An 18,616-nucleotide genomic window follows, 5' to 3' on the forward strand; every position below is an offset into this window, starting at 1 on the left:
CTGATTTTAAGTTTTTATGTTGAAACCCTTATCGTGGTATATCGGCGGCCTGGCGTTGCTACTGGCTGGCGCACAAACCTTGCCTGACCCAGATGACGACAAACGTGAATGGCGCGAATACCTCGGCGGCCCCGACCGCAACCATTACTCGGCATTAACACAAATCAATAAGGATAATGTCAAGAACCTGAAAGTAGCCTGGACCTGGTCCATGCCTGATTCGGGGCAAACGCAGGTGAACCCTATCGTGGTGAATGGCGTGCTGTATGGCGTAACCGCGGGGGTGCAGGCATTTGCACTCGATGCGGCAACCGGCAAGCAACTTTGGATTTTTGGAGACAAATCCAAAAACGGCTCGAATACCAGCCGCGGGCTTACCTATTGGGAAGATGGCAACGACAAACGCATCCTGCACGCAATGGGCTCTCATCTGTACGCGCTCGACGCAGGCACGGGCAAAGTCATCGAGAGCTTTGGCGATAACGGACGCATTGACCTGCACACAGGCCTTCCCGAAACCGCCAAAAACAAATACATGGTTTCCAACACGCCCGGGACGATCTTTGAAGATCTGATCGTGATGCCATTGCGGCTCTCGGAAGATTCCGACGCGGCTCCCGGCGACCTGCGGGCATTTAACGTACGGACGGGCAAGCTCGTCTGGACTTTTCACACCATCCCCTATCTCGGTGAATTCGGTTACGAGACCTTCCCGCCGGATGCTTACAAGAACACATTCACCGGCGCAGCTAATAACTGGGCAGGTACTGCAATCGATCGGAAACGAGGCATTTTATATGTACCAACAGGTTCGGCAGGTTACGATTTTTATGGCGGCAAACGCAAAGGTGCTAATCTGTTTGCGAACTGCCTTCTCGCACTCGATGCACGTACGGGAAAGCGCCTCTGGCATTACCAGACCATGCATCACGATCTGTGGGACCGCGACCTTCCTGCGCCGCCCAACCTGATTACTGTAACACAAACCGGCCCTGATGGCAAGCCCCGCAAAATCGACGCCGTGGCGCAGGTCAGTAAGCAGGGGTATATCTTCATTTTCGACCGCGTAACAGGCAAGCCTCTATTTCCGATCAAGGAAGTCGCCGCTCCTAAAACGGCATTACCCGGCGAATATCCTTGGCCAACCCAACCAGTTCCGAGCAAGCCTGCACCGTATGCGCGGCAAGCCTATACCTTGACCGAGAACGATATCAGCATTCACGCACCCGACCGCGATTCTTTGAAGATTAAATTCAAAGGCTACAAAAAAGCACTTTTCACGGCGCCCAGCAAAGAAGGTACGGTGATACTGCCTGGCTTCGATGGCGGCGCGGAATGGGGCGGGGCGGCGGCCGATCCGAACGAGGGTATTCTGTATGTAAACAGCAATGAAATGGCGTGGATTCTGACAATGAAAGAGACGCCGAAAGAAAGCGAGCTGTCCAACCTGAGTCCCGGCGAAAAGGTTTACACCACCTATTGCGTGACCTGCCATGGGCCTCAACGCAAAGGCAATGCAAAAAGCGGTTATCCCTCACTGGTCGACATTGGCGCGCGCCGCGATAAGGCATTTGTGAACCAGTTGCTCACAACCGGCAAAGGTATGATGCCCGGCTTCACCATGCTGACTGCCGGGGAAAAACAGGCGCTGGTTTCATTCCTGTTTGGCGATGAAAAGGTGGAAGCGGTTTCTGAAACACCGGTTTCGAAAAAAGTATACTTGCCATATCAAAGCACTGGCTACAACAAGTTTCTCGATGCTAACGGCCTGCCAGCCATCTCGCCACCGTGGGGTACGCTGAACGCAATCGATTTGAACACAGGCAAATTTCTTTGGAAAATACCATTCGGAGAAGTAGAATTACTCAAAGCAAAAGGCGTACCGACTACCGGTACGGAGAACTACGGAGGCCCGGTGGTCACCGCCAGCGGACTGCTTTTTATCGCTGCTACGAAGGACGGGAAGTTCAGGGCATTTGATAAAAAAACCGGCAAATTGCTTTGGGAAACACAATTGCCGGCTGCCGGGTTTGCTACACCCGCTACTTATGAAGTAAATGGAAAACAATATGTGGTGATTGCCTGCGGCGGAACCAAGTTGGGAACAAAAAAAGGCAACCAGTATGTAGCCTTTGCATTGGAATAATTAAATTCCCGCAATCCATTCGCGCATCTTCTTGCGGCCAGCTTCGTCGGGCAGGCGCCCTTCACCGGCGGCGAGATTGTCGACCAGGTGCTTCCCATCCGAAGTGCCTGGTATCACACACGTGACGGCGTCGTTGCTGACAATGTATTTCAGGAAAAACTGCGCCCAGCTTTTGATATCATAGTCGCCGGCCCAGGCTGGCAGCTCCTTGCCTTTCACTGCACGGAACAATGCACCCTGCTCGAAAGGCTCGTTGATAATCACGGCTACACCTTTGTCCTTTGCTGCTTTGAGAAGGCTCTTTTCTGCATTCCGGGAACGTATGGAGTAGTTGAACTGTACGAAGTCGATATCTTCCGATTTCAGAATCTGTTCCAGGCGCGCGTGGGAAGCATCGGTATAATGCGTGATTCCGGTGTACCGGATTTTCCCTGCTGCTTTCCAGTCTTTCAGCGTTTTGAGGTGGGTCTCCCAATCCTGCAAGTTGTGTACCTGCATCAAGTCGATTTTTTTGCGCTTCATTTTCTGCAACGAGGCATTCATCTGGTCGATCCCCTCCTGTTTTCCGGTTGTCCAGACTTTGGTGGCGAAAAAAAACCGGTCATTCAGTTTCAAATCCGTGGTCAGATCGCCGAGTACCTGCTCCGCGCGCCCGTACATAGGCGAGGCGTCGATGAGCTTGCCACCCATTTCCTGCATTTTTTGCAAAACTTCCTTCAATGGTGCACGCTCGGCAGTGCCCGCTCCAACGTCGAACTGCTGCCATGAGCCCAAGCCTACCACCGGCAGGTGCTCGCCGGTAGACGGGATCTTTCTTTCCAGTATCATTTTCAGATCGTTTTTTGCCGAGGAAGAAAACGGGTTCAATGCCAGTCCAGCACCAGCTGCGGCCAGTCCGGCCAGTGCCTCCCGCCTTGAAAAAATATGCTTCATTGAATGGTTAATGGGTTTTGAAGTCTTCAAGTTACAAACAAATTGCATTGGGAGCACTTGTGGGATCAAAAATGAGAAAAGGAGCCAGGACAGTCCTGGCTCCTTTTGCTGCACTTCACACCAAATCTGAATCTATTACTTTTTTTCGATGGATACTGCGATTTTGTAATCTTCAAGCTTGGGCGATTTTGGAAGTTCGGGGTAAGGAAGAACCTCCGAGACGGTCAGCACATACTCTGTTCCGCCCAGCCTGAACACCTGTTCATTTTTGGAACCGCCCTTGAATTCTAAATTCACATTCACCTGATTCGAAGCGTCGGAGATTGCGAACACCAACTTTGCACTTCCAGCCGAAACGCAATCGGCATTGATGGGACAGCGACTGTCGTTCACCTCTTTGAGCTCAACTTTCAAATCACTTCCGGAAGTGCGGACCGTTGCTGCCTTTTGATAGGAAAGGCTGACCGGATTCAGGTCAGGCTGCGGTGCAGCATCGTCCTTCTTGTCGCAGGAAATGGCTGCGATACAGATTAATGCGAGTAAAATCGTCTTTTTCATGCCAATAGTAGTTTTTAATATAATGCAGAGAAACAGAAGGCGGACCGATGGTTGTAACCGATTTATAAAAAATTACATTCCTTGTAGTCAGCAGACGAATTCCCAACCGATTTGCCTGAAATTTTGATATTTTTCATTCCGTTGACCATTATTTAACCATATGTTAATTTGGCACGCTTATTTTTACAATTTAGCACCCACAATCAGTGCGCTACCGAAAATCAGGAAAATATGGTCTGGTACGAAGAGGAAGTACAAAGAGTAGAAAAAGAACGATACACGTTAAATTACGAGCCTGACACGATCTTTTATGGGAGTTCTAGTTTTACATTATGGACGGGTTTGTATCAAGATTTTGCGGAATTGAAGCCGGTCAATCTGGGATTTGGCGGCTCGACGCTCGCTGCATGCGTTTGGTTCTTCGAACGTATTATGGCCACCGTGAACGATCCGACACGCATCATTATTTACGCCGGCGATAACGATCTGGGCGACGGGCGTCACCCGACAGAGGTATTATTGTTCTACCGGCAGCTCATCGTATTGATACGCGGACGTTACGGGAACATTCCATGCTTTTTTGTATCCATAAAACCCAGCTTGCAGCGTTGGGACATCATCGATTCCATTAAGGGCGCCAATGAACTGATCCGGGAGGAAATCGGCAGGGACCCCAACCAGCATTATATCGATATTTTTCCCTTAATGGTGAATTACCAGGGTTATCCGCGCAAATCGCTATTTGAAGCGGACGGACTGCATTTGAGCTCGGATGGCTATGCAATCTGGAAGAAAGTGATTATTGAAAATATCTATGCCGTAAACGGAACACTTCAAAAAACTTCTTAAACAAGCCTCTTTTCATGGAAAGGACTTATCACAAATGGTTTAGCCCGACTTTGGACAGATTTATGGAAATGCTCGTCTTTGGTCGCGGGGGTATTCCGGTGATATTTTTCCCGACCCGGTCGGCACATTTCTATGATTTTGAAAACTGGCGCGTGATCGAGGCCATGAAGGAAAAGATTGAGGCTGGGAGCATCCAGGTCTATTGTGTCGACAGCATCGACAGCGAAAGCTTTTACTCCGACGCTCCCCCGCCATTGCGCATTGTCCGCCATATTCAATATGAAAAATACATCCTCGATGAGGTGATCCCTTTTATTCGTATTCAAAACAAACACCAGGAACTGGTGGCAGCTGGTTGCAGTCTGGGCGGGTACCATGCTGTAAATATTGCACTGAAACACCCCGCGCTTTTCACCAAAGTCGTCGGTATGAGCGCCCGCTACGACCTCACGCAGCCCCTCCCCTTTTTCGCCGATCTGTTCGACGGCTATTTCGATGAAAACATCTATTTCAATATGCCGAACCATTTCGTGCCGGGCATTTCGGATCCGGGGTTGCTCCGACAACTGCGAGAAATGGAGATCACCCTCGTGATCGGCCGGGAGGATACTTTCCTGGACAACAACCGCCATTTGAGCGATTCGTTGCATCAGATCAGCGTGCCCCACCAGTTTTACATTTGGGATGACGAGGCGCACCGGCCGAGGTATTGGCGGGAGATGGTGAAGATTTATTTATGATCAGGTTGTCCAGTTGAGCAATGCCCACTCATTCGTCGTACCAGAAGTTAGCAAAAAGACTTTTTGTGACGCGAGATAAAACATTTTGTCGATCGAAAATGGTAAATCCAGTGAAGCCACTCGTTGCAGTTTATCTGTGGCCTGAATGACATCGATGCCGTGCATTCCCTTGTTGAGCACAAGAAAGTCTTCGACGAGCTCGAAAGATCTGAGTGCAGAAGAGATGGATGCATTTTCGGTAAAAACCTTACCATCGTAATCAAACACTTTAAGGTAGCCCAAGCCGCCAACAAACATTTTTTTACCGTCCGCAGTGAAGGTAATCTGATAACACGTATTTGGAAGCTGGTCAATTTTGATAGTTTTCCCAAATTCGGCCTGATCAAATGGCTGAGCAAATAATTCGCCGTGGTTGGTACCATAAGCAATCAAATTTTGCCGGGGATGCAAAGCGTGGCAAATCAGGTCCCTGCCTTTCGTTTTTGTGTTAGTCTGCTCGCTGACATTTCCTTCTTCCACGTTCAAAATCGAAATTTTCTTTCCTGCAAAAACAACAATTATTCCATCGCGCCCTTCATATATTGTTGGCGTAACTCTGGCGGCTTTATAAATGTCAGATGCCTCAATTCGCAGGTAGTTTTGCTTTGACAGCCATTGGAAGCCGTTCGGCAATTGCCTGATCTCGTCGTAAAGCGAATCGTCGAGCCTGTTATCGAAGAAGCCTCTCCATTGATACGCAACGCTTTCGTCGGTAGTCTGCCATATCACTTCCAAGGTTCCGCTTGGGTGAAGAAGCAATATCTCCCAACGGTCGGCGAGCAGAAAAGCACCTCTTTTTTCAAGCGTGCGCGCCAACTGCAAATGCAGGTCGAGCGGAGAAGGTATTACTTTCGATAAAGTTAATTGCATGGGATTTTAATTGGAATTTCAGAACACACCATTCTTGTAAAGACTATCTGTTTTCAACCTTCTCACCTCCGCCCGAAACGCCTCCGAATTCTTTTCACCGTCAATGGCAATCAAAAAGTCGCTCACCTGGAAAGCCTCGGTCGCGACGTCACGGTATTGCATACACGGCTGGATTTCACGGACGTAGGAATAACCATCGCCAGATTCCTGCAAACATTCGAAGAAAACAATCCGGACAAATGCTGATTTGGACGAAAGCAGTTGCGCGTCGTAATCGGACAATAAGTGTTGATTAACGGCCAGCGGTTTTGAGGTAAATTCAAGTGTTTTGTATAAAGATTGCTGCTCACCCTCCTTTTTTCCAAACCAGCATTCAAGCTTCACATTTACAAGCGCTTGCGTGTTATTCGCAATATGTAATGTCAGCTGCGTACTGCGCGGGGACGGGAGCCAGGCATAGAGATCGCGCACGCGGCTTTTCAATGCAGGTAGCAGTAAAAACAACAGCGGGATACAAAGGATGATCAGGCCCACAGTCTTGTTTTTCCAGAAAAGCAATGCTAAAAGCAGTATGCCGAACAAGCCGGCCAAATAAAAGATCCCGATCGCCCACCCAACCGAGCTATCGCCGGTCGGGGTGGGTTTGAAGAGATAGTATACTATGGCTGCCAGCACAATAAGTGAGAAGATGCCCAGCAGGCCGAGGTAGGTAAACTTGATCATTTCAGTTTCGGTGTGTGTTTGTGTATTCCGGATCAGACGTCAAATGGAAGTTCATATTCCTTCGTGTTCGGTTTGGAGCTACGCGTTTTGACCGTAATACGCGCCTTCAATGGACTACCCAGCACCAGAAAGTATTTGACGTACTGGTCCTCATGGTAAGTCCACGATTTGTCTTCCAATAAATAGTCCGAAATTCCCTGCTTACTGGCTTTGTAAGCCCATTGTTCTACAATATTGGGTTCGTAGGTAACGTATTGGCCCATGCAAATAATCTGCACGCCCGGCTGCGCGTTGTTCCCAAGCTCGGTACAGCCTTCTACGAGTACATTAATGCTTGAATTGTCTTCGAGGTCTTTTACAGACCACTGGTCGAGTACTGTTTTTACATTGGCCATAAGAATTGTCCTGATTTCGTTTTAATGAGGGCTGCAAAGAAACAAAGCTCATTGAGAATCAAGACAATTCAATTATTTAGCGGCCGCTGCCAGCTATTTAGCGACCTCAGGGCTGAGTTAACGTATATGCCTTCACAACACGCCGGATTTTGCCATCGCTTTTAGTCATGATATACAGCTCTTTTGTAAAACGGTCGTAGTCAATCCTGATATCTACCCGCTTCGAGCCAGACATTTCGACCAGGTTGGTTTCTTTGCCGCCCCGGACAATCATTAGCTCATATACCGATTGATCGCTTAATTTCGGATCGATGTTGGCGTAAAAAATACGGCCATTGACGATGTCCCCGAAAATGTATTTGTCTTTTAATGCCGCGATCGGGCCTTCGTAAACATATCCGCCACTGATTGCATTGCCATCGACATGATCGTACTGCACAAAGGGTTTCTGGAACTTTCCTGTTTCATTTTCGGGCAGTGGATACACGTTTTTAAGGTCTTTGGAAGATATCCCGAAATTTCCTTCCCGCACATTCCAGCCATAATCGCCGCCCTTAACGATCACATTCACCTCTTCAAAATTAGACTCGCCCACCTCTGCGCTGAACAGCTTGCCACTGTGCCACGACAACCGGTGCGGATTACGGAAACCGTATGCATATATTTCTTTGTAAGTAGCGGCCTTATCTTCGACAAACGGATTGTCAGACGGAATACCATAATGCCCGTTCTTACTATTATTCCCGAACGGATCGATACGGATGATCGTCCCGAGCAGAGAATGCAGGTTATGACAAAGTTCGGGATGCTTACTGATCGTGGAGCCGCCATCGCCGGTACCAATATAGAGCAAGCCATAATCCTTATCCCCTTTGGCGGCCTCCGGGTTGAAGCCAATATCCTGCGTGCCATGGACAACATTAGGCACATTGATCCGCAGCAATTCCCTTCGTTTTCCTTTAAAAACGGGGCTTTGCACATCATCCATTTTCCATTCCGACACCACCCATTGCAATGCTACTTTAATCGTGTCATTGTAGGAATAGTCAGCGGGTTTTCCTTTGAATGGCTCCGTGTGGGTAATGTATATCAAGCCGTTACTGAGATAATCCGGATGGAATGCAAAGCTGCCCAGGCCGGTTCCCAAGCCAGGTTCGTTGACAAAATTTTCTACGTCTTGTCTCAGATCGGCGAAAGTCGTTACCTCTTTCCCTTTGATCCGGTAAATAAGACCGCGCTGGTCGCTCACATACAGCGTACCGTCTTGCGACGGGTGCGGGCGCATGTTCGCTATACGCGTGCGGGGCATCTTTTCGCTGGATGGCGGGATTGTCACAAAGTCTTCCAGTTCGATTCTCAGACCGGTTTTAATGACCGGCTGGCCCAACCGGGCATTGGAAGCACCCGTGTCGATTTTTACTTCCATCGGCGCAAGATGATGCAGGCTGGTCTCTGATGCAATGTACCCCAGGATCGAGCGAATTTCCTCGTCCTTTAAAAAGTCGAACGGAGGCATAATCATCTTATACCGCTTCGAAAGGCTCACCGCCCGTACGTTGCCCGATTCTATGGCATGGATAGGATTTTTGATAAATGCAATGAGCTCTTTTTCCGATAGCAGGCTTGTGATTCCGCCCAGTCGAGGGCCAATCTCCTCCTGGTCCATATTGTGGCAGGCAACACAGTGCGTTGTGAATAGCTCTTTACCCTGGGAATCGGCACTGGTGAGCTGGCTGCCGGCGGGCGTAGACTGCTTTCTGCCCACGCAGTTGAGCAGCAGGAACGAGGCCAGGGCAACGCAGCAAAAAGAACGTAGAGTTAAGGTCATTGAACGATGGTTAGGAATTAATAAAAGCGGGGTCAAAGTTAGCAACTGGAACACAAAAAAAGCCGGATCGCTCCGGCTTACTCACTGAATAATGAAGGAATACTATGGTTATCCTACGTTTCTTCCGTCTTTATCAAGTTTCACTCTGGCATTTTGGCTGCCATTGGCGACTTGCAATTCATAATATTGCGGTTTGTCCGGCTCGGTCACCAAAAATGCTTTTTTAACAGTCCACCCGCTAAATTCGTCACTCTTGATGGTTTTTTTGATGGCCTCCGGCAGATCCTCCGGTTTTACAGCTACCTTTTCTTCCTTAGCTGCTTTCTGAGTCGTCGCTTCCTTATGTGCTGAATGGTCAGCGGTTGTCTGGTTGGCCGTCTGGGCCTGAGCGGAAGCAAATGAGATGAGTGTCAGGGCCAATGCCGATACTATTAGCTTTTTCATAATCCTTGTTTTTTAGACAACTATTAATGTTTCTGATCTCGTGCATTTGCACTGTTGCATCTCATTCAACAGGATTATGCCAAAACAACCAAATGACTAGCTTTCAGGAAGTTAAATTTATCCTACTAATTTAATAGTGTTTACCAAACTCCACGTTTTGTGGGAATTTGTCTTCAAAACCCACCATAACGATAACTGCCCGTACTGAAAGAGCACGGGCAGTTGCATTCCTATCTTGCTGGACCTGTTACTTGTCGTAGCCAGGGTTCTGAACCAGCTTCGCATTACGGTTTATCTCATCACGGCTGAACGGACGGAAATACATCTTGTCAACCCAAGTGCGGTTTTCGTGCGATTTGTCCTCCGTCGGCGTGTAGGTATAGTCGTAAACGGTCGGATCGTAGTGGTACGGTTCCTTCATCGACTTGCCTGCCTTGAACTTACCGATCACGGTAATGAACTGCAATGAGCGGCCCAAGGTCGTAGGCGCGACCATCCAGCGGCGTGCGTCGTGGTAACGCTGCTCTTCGTAAGCCATTTCAATGCGTTTTTCGTGGCGGTAGGCCTCTTTCAAAGCCGCTCCCGAAACTTTCAATGCAGGCATACCGGCGCGGAAACGGATCTTGTTCAGCAGATCAAGCGCTACCGCGTCCTGGCCAAGTTCAATGCTCGCCTCGATGTAGTTGAATGCAACCTCGGTTACGCGGATGAACGGCCATGGGATATTTTGACGGTCGGTGTTATCGTACAATGCAGGGTTCGGATCGATGAACTTGCGCATGTAATAACCGGTGCGGCTACCGTTCCAGTCTTCAATGGTACTGCTACGGGTATCCAGTCCTTTGCGGTTGAACAATGCGCCTTTTTCGTCGAGCAGGTCATAAGCACCTGTCTGGATCTGGTTAGCAGGATCTTTCGCATCCGAAGGGCGTGGTTTCCAGGTAGCGCCGTCATACATGATAGTTGCGTAGAAACGTGGATCGCGGTTCACGTAAGGACTAGCCTTGTGAGTAGGATTTGTCCATGAGAATGGCGTACCATCCATCATTTCATAATCATCTACCAGCAAACCGATCGGTGTGTTACCGGCCCAGTTGTGGTAACCGTTCGGACCGTTGTTCAAGCCTGTCTGGCGCGCACCGTCAGAAGTCTGGCTGGCTGTGAAATAGCGACCGAAGATAATGTCGTCGCCACCGGAAGCATCCAGTGTTTTATCAGCGCTATATCCGGCCATAGCCATCGAAATGTAGTTAATCTTGCCTTGGGCACCTGTTACAGGAGCGGTGAGGTTCAGCTTGTAACCTGCTTTCGCATCCAAGGCAGCTTTTGCAGCAGCCTGTGCGGCCGTCCAACGAGCCTTACGGTCGCCGGAAGTGTAGCCCAGAAACTCAGGATTCGGATAAGCAGCGATCACCGCCGATTTCGCTTTGGCAGTAGGTACATCGTGCAAATCGCTCGCAGCGTACAGCAATACGCGTGATTTCAATGCCAAAGCTGCCACTTCCGACGCACGGCCTTTCTGATCCGCTTTGCCTTTCAACAATGCAGCAGCGCTGTCGCAATCTGCTACAATAAACTTCACGCATTCCTCGAAGGTATTCCTTGCTACGGAGTAATCTTCGTTCAACGCATACACTTTCGTGATCAAAGGCACAGAACCGTAGTAGCGAACCAGCTGCTGGTAGTAATAAGCACGTAGGAAGTGCGCTTCACCTTTCAAACGGTCTTTCAAAGTCTGATCTGTGAAAGTAGAGGTAGGCAGCTCCTGGATCGCCTGGTTGCTGGCGCGGATGCGGGTGTACATAGGGCCCCATCCGTAAGTATCGTCCACCCAGCCAAGGTTGGATGGGCTCAAACTACCCTCATTGATGGTATTGATGTTACGGCCTGTGTGGGTAAATACCGCTTCGTCGGTCAGCGATGCCAGCATTTGCTCGCTGAAACCGCCTTGTTGTAATCCCTGATAAATGCCTGTTACAAATCCCTCAGCCAATGCACCGTCTTTCCAGACCTCCTCGGTAGGGATTTCGGTGGGCGGCGTTACATCCAGAAAGTCAGTGTCGCACGACACCAGCCCGGTTGTGGCCAGCGCCGCCAGAAAAATCCAATTTTTATAACTCAGTTTCATTTTTTTAATCTTAGAAAGTTACACGTACACCTGCATTAAGAACTCGTGACTGTGGATAGTATTGTCCGTTGGTAGAAGTCGCTTCCGGGTCCCAGATCTTGATTTTGTCGAACGTGATCAGGTTCAATCCATTCACATACACGCGCAGGTTGCCCACACCGATCTTCGAACCGATTTCGGATGGCAGGTTATAGCCAAGTTCGATGTTTTTCAAACGCAGGTAATTATTGCTTTTCAGGTAATAAGTGTTCGCTCCTGGTGAATCTGCGTTCGTGAGGTTGGTATAGTAAGTGTTGTTACGGTTAGCCAGGCGCGGGTCTGTCGAGCTTGGGTTGTCGATCGTCCAGCGGTGGTCGTAAGCGTATTTCAGATAGTTACCAATGTCGCCCGATTCTGTCTGGCCCACGTATTGCAAACCACCCGCAGCACCCTGGAACAGGATAGACAGATCGAATGCTTTGTAGCCGAGGTTGATGTTCACACCACCGGTGAATTGCGGACGGTTGGTTTTTTCCGAACGCATCATGTCATCCTTGGTGATTTTACCATCGCCGCTCACATCCTTGAACTTCATGTCGCCCGGACGAAGCGTACCTGTGATACCACTGTAATCGATCTTGTTGGCATCAATATCAGCCTGATCGCGGAAAACGCCGTCATATTGGTAGGCGAGAAATGCCTGGTAGGGACGGCCGGTTGTTGTCTGGTAAGAAGGAATTCCCGGCGTTTCGTTCCAGTATTTGATGGTGTTTTTGGCATAACCACCATTCACACCCACCGAGTAGGTAAAGTTGTCGACAGAACCATCGTAGCTCACCTTGAATTCAAAACCTTTGTTTTGCAGCTTACCCAGGTTTACAGGAGGAAGCTTGCCATCGATACCGGCCGTAGAAGGAGTTGAACCCGTCATCGGGATCAGGATTTTCGAACGGTTATTGATAAAGTAGTCGATTTCGAATGCGATACGGTCTTTCCACAAGGTACCCTCAATACCGAAGTTGGTATTGTTGGCAACTTCCCAGGTGAAGTTGTTGTTGGCCACACGCGATTCAAGCAGCGTTTTAACAACCTGGTCGTTCACGATATAGGTACCAAAGCCCATGGTGTTCAAATATTGGTATTCAGCCAATGTTTCAGTACCAAGCAAATACGGCTCAGCACCCATTTGTCCCCACGATGCACGGAGTTTCACGTTGTTGACGAAACGGATATTGTTTTTCCAGAACCCTTCTTCGGAAATACGCCAACCGGCTGATACCCCCGGGAAGAAACCCGAGCGGCCGTTTTTCGGGAACACCCATGAATAATCATTACGCCAAAGGAATTCGGCGAGATATTTCTCTTTGAAGTTGTAACCTACACGACCGAAATAGCTCAAACGTGCACGTTTGTACAAATCACCATTGTTGGTACCCGAGTTACCGATGTTCTGCTCAGGCGTACCACCAGCGAAAAGCTGGTCGACAACCGGAGAGATGAAGTAACGGCGATATGCGAAGAAACCATCGGCGTCTACGGTTTCGCGCTGCACACCCACCATGGCATTGAAGTTGTGCGAGCCGAACGACTTCTCGTAAGAAGCCTGGCCCATCAGCTGGATCGAAAGCTCTTGTGAAGAAGTTTCCGTCAAACGCGGATCGTTGAACGTCGAACGTACCGTTCCCGTCAACAGGGGCGTTGTTCCATCCGCCTCGTAAGTCTTTTTATCCCAGTAATAAAGCGTCCACGGCTTTTGGAATGACTTCTGGCGGCGCAATTGCTTATCAACAGCGGCCATTGCGGTTACTTTCAGACCTGGTACGCCAGGGATATCGATGTCCAGTTGGCCGTTGGTCTGGATGTAATCACGTTTGTCGTTGTTGTACCCAGTTGTATTGGTTGTAATTACCGCAGGGTTCTGTCCGTTCTCGATGTCGGGACCGGGACGACCGTCCGGCCAGATGGCGATTTCGGTAGGTTTACCGCGCATCAGCATACGGAAGATATCGCCCGCGCCACCGCCATTTGGGAAACGACGGAATTCTTCACGTAATACTACGCCCAGTTTGGCGGTCACGTATTTGTTGATTTTCGTATCGAGGTTCACACGCATGTCGTACTGCTTGTAACCCGTTGCCGAATTCACATAGTTACCATCCTGATTGATATAACCCAATGAAGCAAGGTATTTGATATTTTCGCTACCGCCGGTCAATTGAAGATTGTGGCGCTGCTGCGGCGACCAGTTGCGGATCACCGAGCCGTACCAGTCGGTATTCGGGTGGGTCAGCGGGTCGGAACCGTCGCGGAATTTTTGAAGGTCGTTTGGCGTAAACACGGCGCTTAGCACATTGCCATTGTCAGTGCGGGTGTACGAGCCATTGGTATTGAAGCCCTGCAACGCACCCTGCCACTGTCCTACCGGAAGGTTGTCGTAGATCTGCAACTCGTTACGGATAGTCGCGTATTCGGCTGCATTCGACATCTGCGGTGTGCGCGTAGGCTGTGCGATACCCAGGTTCAAGTCGTAAGAAAGCTGTGGCTTGCCGCTCTTTCCGCGTTTTGTCGTGATGAGGATAACCCCATTACCCGCGCGTGAGCCGTAAATCGCCGCAGCCGCATCTTTCAGTACCGAAATACTCTCGATGTCGGCAGGGTTCAGACGGTCGAGACCACCCGAACGATTGGGCACTCCATCCACAACGATCAGCGCATTGCTGTTACCGAGGGAGTTGGTACCGCGGATACGGATCGCCGAGCCATCGTAACCAGGTTCCCCGCTCGATTGTACCGCAGAAACACCCGGCAAACGCCCTCCCAATGTATTCGAAAGGTTCGTCGAAGGTGCTTTTTGCAATTCAGCACCTTTCACGGCCGTTACCGAGCCGGTCAGGGTAGCTTTCTTGGCAGTACCATAACCCACTACCACAACTTCGTCGAGTGCTTTGGTATCCGTTGCCATTTTCACATCCAGGCTGGTTTTGCTCCCTACCGGAATTTCCTGCGTAATGTAGCCGATGAAAGAAAATACGAGCGTTGCCGTACCCGGCGCATTCACCGTGTAGTTACCTTCGACGTCTGTGACCGTACCCGCCGACGTCCCTTTTACCAGGACACTCACGCCGGGCAGTCCCTGCCCCTGCTCATCATTCACTTTTCCCTTCACCGTTACATCCTGAGCGTATGCACCGGTCATGACCAACAGGGTCAGAAGAAGGGAGTAAAAATACCGTGTTAGGCTCCGGTACTTTTCCCGTTCAGAAATCCTCATAGATTAAGTAGATAGATAGTAAATAGTTAAAAAATTATAAAAAAATGAAAAGATATTACAACCACGATTAGTATATAAGTCCTTGTTTTTCAACAAGTCAGAGAAGTGTCGGCCTTACACAATTTGTCTTACTATTACTCATTAAAATCCAATTTCCAATCCATCGCTCGTAACCGGTACGGGTGTTTGTTATACTAGAAAAAAGGGCTTAACTCGAAAATGTTATATTTTCTAATCCGGCAGTACCGAATGGAACGATGTGAGTAACCGGATGTACAAAAAGATATGAAATTATTCACATAAACAAGGATTCCTGCTTTCTGACTATGTTTTCTTGGAAAATAACCAGTAGTTACTTAACGTATATTACTAACCGGTCTCTATACGCAGCAACTAGTTACATAGGCAACAAAAAACCGCTTCCATTACATGGAAACGGCGATTGTCGGAATATCAATAGCAATTTTGCAGAAACTTACCTGATTTTTGCAGCTACGTCAGCACCGGTAGGATCGACAACGAATAGATCTTTTAAAAATTATATTTTACAGATTAAAAAGTGATTAACGTGCCGTCCATCCGCCATCGACCGCAAGGATCGAGCCGACCATGTAGCTGGCTGCCTCGCTGGCCAGAAATATGGCAGCACCCTGAATTTCATGCAGATGCCCCCAGCGGCGCAGCGCCGTGGCGCCAAGGATGATATCGCGGGCGTCGTCGCTTTCGGCAATCGGAATATTCATTTCGGTCAGGAATGGGCCGGGGCATATAGCGTTTACCATGATGTCGAATGGGGCAAGTTCCAGCGCCAGCGCACGGGTCATTTGCACAATGGCACCCTTGCTTGCCGTGTAGGGTGTACGGTTCGCCAGTCCGACGAGGCCCAGCGTGCTGGCCAGGTTGATAATGCGGCCCTTGTGCCGCGCTTTCATATGCGGTGCAACAGCCCGGCATGCCAGCCAGGTACCGGTCACATTCACATCCATCACATGTTTGAAATCCGAAGACGTTAATTCGTCGATAGGCCCGCGGATATTGATACCAGCGCTGTTGATGAGAATATCGATCTTGCCGAAACTATCCAATGCAAATGCTACCATCGCATTTACCTGCTCTTCGCTGGTAATGTCGGCCGCATAGGAAAGCACGCGCGTACCGAAAGAGATGCACAGTTCGGCAGCGCTACGCTCGCCGTCCACTGCGCTTCTGTTGACCAGCAAAATATCACATCCCGCAGAGGCCAGGCCGGCCGCCATGGCCAACCCGAGCCCTTTGGAGCCTCCCGTGACAATGGCGACCTTCCCGGTGAGGTCAAATTGTTTGATACCGGGTAAAACGTCCTGCACCATGGCGATCAGTACTGATGAAATGCTTTGGAAACAAACGCAAGCACCTCCGGCAGCGATTCGCGCCAGTAGGTCCACGTGTGCCCGCCCTCGCGTACACGGAACTCGTGCGGCACTTCTTTTTTTCGCAATGCGATATGAACAAGACTGTTGCCTTCGTACAGGAAGTCATCATCGCCGCAATCGATATACCAGCGGACAGCTTTCTTCTGGTCCTCGGCAATGTTGTTGATCAATGCCAATGCACTATGGCGGTTGTAGTATCGTTCTACGGTAGAATCGGCGATACTGGGGTTATTTCTGATCAGATTCTTCTTGGCATCGTCCAGGGTAATCGGGCCGGTAGATGCGCTGAGCGGACATGCCGAGGAAAACAATTCGGGGTGATGCAACGCGTACATAAAACTGCCCCCGCCGCCCATCGACAACCCGGCAATGGCCCTGAACCGCTTTTCTCCTTTTATACGGAACTTCTTTTCGACATACGGCATCAGCTCGGTGAAGAAGAAGTCCTCGTAGTTCCAGTCGCCCTTCACATCATTGAAATACCCTCTCCTGCCCGTGTTTGCATCGGGCATCACGATAATCATCGGAGTGGCGTCGCCTTCATTAATGGCCTTGTCGGCGATGTGCAGCACCTCTCCGAACTGCACCCAGCCGGTGTGATCATCGCCCGCGCCGTGGAGCAGGTACATCACGGGATAGCTCCGCTCGGAAGTGGCGTAGTCGGGCGGCAGGTATACGGCAAATTTCCTTTCGGATTTGAGCAGCTTGGATGGCACCGACAGATTGTCGAGCACTTTACCCGTCTGGGCAAGCGCAGGAATGGCTAGCAACGCGGCCAGCGCGATCGTAGATATGATCTTCATACCAGGAACAGTTGGATTAGGGTTGGAAACAAGAAAAGCGGGAGACGTTGTGCATCTCCCGCTCTGTATGAAGGTTTTATTTCTTCTTCATCTTCATGGCCACCGGGTCCCAGTGAACGATCTTCTTGCTGAAATAACTCTCATTACAGGCCAGCACCGGAGCCGCCGCGCGAAAGCCGAACACCGGATCTTCAACGGTACCTACGCTGCCCTTTTTCACATTTTCGAAGAAGTCCCTGAAATGGTTGGCATGTGCATCATCTTCTTTCGGAGCCTCGAACCGCACTTCCTTTACCGGCTCTGCTTTCCGGGTATCTTCGGGATATTGGGCATCATATTGCTTTTTAAATTCCTTCTGCTGCGCTTCCGAGAAGGTATTGAAGCTATCGTACCCTCCCATACCAGGCGCTTTCGGTAATTTCTTTTTCGTTAGTACAAGGTTGTTTTCCGTGAATTCGATTTGCCCTTCTGTTCCGATAATTCGGGTATTGTTGGCAATAGCGCCTGCATTGGCGAAATTCACACGGAGTACCATCTGGAAATTGGCGTGAATATCGGTTTTTGGATAATCCAGGATCGACACGAGTACGTCGGGCACATCGCGGCCATCTTTCCAATAGCTGAGCTCTCCCGATGACATCACGCGCTCGGGGCCCAGCGAATTGGTCACGAAATGCACGCCGGTGATAAGGTGCACAAAAAGATCACCGCCCACGCCTGTACCATAATCCTGGTAGTTTCTCCACCGGAAAAACCGTTTCGCATCGAATGCTCGCTTGGGCGCGTCGCCCAGATAGGTATCCCAGTCAACAGTGCTGGGCGAAGCATCGGTTGGGATAGAGTAGTTCCATGCGCCGATGGCATTAAAACGGTCGTTATTGGATTCTACATAATTAATTTCTCCGATCTCCCCTGCCTGAAAAAGGCGCTTGGCTTCCTTAAAAGACGCCGAGCTGATTCGCTGGCTGCCTACCTGCATGGTTTTACCCGACTTTTTCCAGGCGTCAATCACCGATAATCCTTCATTAATATGATGTACCATCGGCTTTTCGCAATACACATTCTTTCCCGCCTGCAATGCAGCTTTGGTAATGTGGTCGTGCCAATGATCGGGCGTTACGATAAGCACCGCATCGATATCCTTCCTTTCAAGGATCTGGCGATAGTCGCGGGTCGTGAAAATGTCCTTTCCGTAAAGCTCTTTCACGCGGGTAAGACGGCCGTCGTACAAGTCGGCAGCGGCGACGAACTCGACATCCTGAGAGCTGCGCAACGCCGCTTTTGTATCGCTGTGCCCCTGGATACCCATCCCGATCGTCGCGAAACGAATTTTGTCATTAGGACTGATCTTTTTGAGGTCCTTAATAATGTGAAATGGCTTGGCAATACTTTCCGTGGCTAACAGTGCAGACGCTGCTGTTACATTTTTGAGAAAACTACGGCGGTTAGGCTTCATTTGAAGAATTTCAAAGGTTTAAGAAGATGATCCCCTAATTTA

15 protein-coding genes are annotated in these 18,616 nt (G+C 49.6%); 3 read left to right on the forward strand and 12 right to left on the reverse strand.

Annotation, left to right across the window (positions count from 1 at the left end):
* The first annotated feature begins 16 nt into the window (after positions 1–16).
* Positions 17–2,146: an outer membrane protein assembly factor BamB family protein gene (locus ACTJJJ_RS08940; RefSeq protein WP_426294044.1), complete on the forward strand. Its 2,130-nt coding sequence runs from the start codon at positions 17–19 to the stop codon at positions 2,144–2,146.
* On the opposite strand, the gene ACTJJJ_RS08945 is transcribed toward ACTJJJ_RS08940, so the two are convergent.
* The gene (locus tag ACTJJJ_RS08945) at positions 2,147–3,079 is read right to left on the reverse strand and encodes an aldo/keto reductase (protein ID WP_426294042.1); all 933 of its coding nucleotides are present in this window, start codon (positions 3,077–3,079) and stop codon (positions 2,147–2,149) included.
* A 135-nt stretch (positions 3,080–3,214) separates the two neighbouring features.
* Positions 3,215–3,637 carry a hypothetical protein gene (locus tag ACTJJJ_RS08950; protein ID WP_188928436.1) on the reverse strand — a complete coding sequence of 141 codons (423 nt, stop codon included), beginning with the start codon at positions 3,635–3,637 and terminating at the stop codon, positions 3,215–3,217.
* 231 nt (positions 3,638–3,868) lie between these two features.
* Here ACTJJJ_RS08950 and ACTJJJ_RS08955 point away from each other — a divergent pair, with 231 nt between their 5' ends.
* Positions 3,869–4,486 carry a GDSL-type esterase/lipase family protein gene (locus tag ACTJJJ_RS08955; protein ID WP_188928434.1) on the forward strand — a complete coding sequence of 206 codons (618 nt, stop codon included), beginning with the start codon at positions 3,869–3,871 and terminating at the stop codon, positions 4,484–4,486.
* Between the two features lie 14 nt (positions 4,487–4,500).
* On the forward strand, positions 4,501–5,226 hold the full coding sequence (locus ACTJJJ_RS08960) for an esterase family protein (protein ID WP_188928432.1): 726 nt from the start codon (positions 4,501–4,503) through the stop codon (positions 5,224–5,226).
* Here the strand turns inward: ACTJJJ_RS08960 and ACTJJJ_RS08965 are convergent, their stop codons facing one another.
* The 10 genes from ACTJJJ_RS08965 to ACTJJJ_RS09010 all read right to left on the reverse strand — a co-directional run bounded on the left by ACTJJJ_RS08965 (position 5,227) and on the right by ACTJJJ_RS09010 (position 18,574).
* On the reverse strand, positions 5,227–6,135 hold the full coding sequence (locus ACTJJJ_RS08965) for a hypothetical protein (RefSeq protein ID WP_426294039.1): 909 nt from the start codon (positions 6,133–6,135) through the stop codon (positions 5,227–5,229). It lies immediately after the preceding gene.
* An 18-nt stretch (positions 6,136–6,153) separates the two neighbouring features.
* Positions 6,154–6,858: a hypothetical protein gene (locus tag ACTJJJ_RS08970; RefSeq protein WP_188928430.1), complete on the reverse strand. Its 705-nt coding sequence runs from the start codon at positions 6,856–6,858 to the stop codon at positions 6,154–6,156.
* Between the two features lie 32 nt (positions 6,859–6,890).
* Complete coding sequence (locus tag ACTJJJ_RS08975) at positions 6,891–7,253, reverse strand: hypothetical protein (protein WP_188928429.1); 363 nt, start codon at positions 7,251–7,253, stop codon at positions 6,891–6,893.
* A gap of 106 nt (positions 7,254–7,359) precedes the next feature.
* Positions 7,360–9,081 (reverse strand): PQQ-dependent sugar dehydrogenase, encoded by a 1,722-nt coding sequence (locus tag ACTJJJ_RS08980; RefSeq protein ID WP_188928427.1) that lies wholly within the window; start codon positions 9,079–9,081, stop codon positions 7,360–7,362.
* Between the two features lie 108 nt (positions 9,082–9,189).
* The gene (locus ACTJJJ_RS08985) at positions 9,190–9,525 is read right to left on the reverse strand and encodes a hypothetical protein (protein ID WP_188928425.1); all 336 of its coding nucleotides are present in this window, start codon (positions 9,523–9,525) and stop codon (positions 9,190–9,192) included.
* A 247-nt stretch (positions 9,526–9,772) separates the two neighbouring features.
* Positions 9,773–11,653: a RagB/SusD family nutrient uptake outer membrane protein gene (locus ACTJJJ_RS08990; protein WP_426294036.1), complete on the reverse strand. Its 1,881-nt coding sequence runs from the start codon at positions 11,651–11,653 to the stop codon at positions 9,773–9,775.
* 10 nt (positions 11,654–11,663) lie between these two features.
* Positions 11,664–14,903, reverse strand: a complete 3,240-nt coding sequence (locus ACTJJJ_RS08995) for a SusC/RagA family TonB-linked outer membrane protein (RefSeq protein WP_426294034.1) — start codon at positions 14,901–14,903, stop codon at positions 11,664–11,666.
* A gap of 563 nt (positions 14,904–15,466) precedes the next feature.
* Complete coding sequence (locus ACTJJJ_RS09000; protein WP_188928421.1) at positions 15,467–16,252, reverse strand: SDR family NAD(P)-dependent oxidoreductase; 786 nt, start codon at positions 16,250–16,252, stop codon at positions 15,467–15,469.
* Positions 16,253–16,257: 5 nt separating this feature from the next.
* Positions 16,258–17,118 carry an alpha/beta hydrolase gene (locus tag ACTJJJ_RS09005; RefSeq protein ID WP_426294032.1) on the reverse strand — a complete coding sequence of 287 codons (861 nt, stop codon included), beginning with the start codon at positions 17,116–17,118 and terminating at the stop codon, positions 16,258–16,260.
* A gap of 76 nt (positions 17,119–17,194) precedes the next feature.
* A complete protein-coding gene (locus tag ACTJJJ_RS09010; RefSeq protein WP_426294030.1) occupies positions 17,195–18,574 on the reverse strand; it encodes a Gfo/Idh/MocA family protein in 1,380 nt (459 codons plus the stop codon).
* Positions 18,575–18,616: the final 42 nt, after the last annotated feature.

This window comes from Dyadobacter sp. 22481, from assembly GCF_052044875.1.
GTDB lineage: Bacteria > Bacteroidota > Bacteroidia > Cytophagales > Spirosomataceae > Dyadobacter > Dyadobacter endophyticus.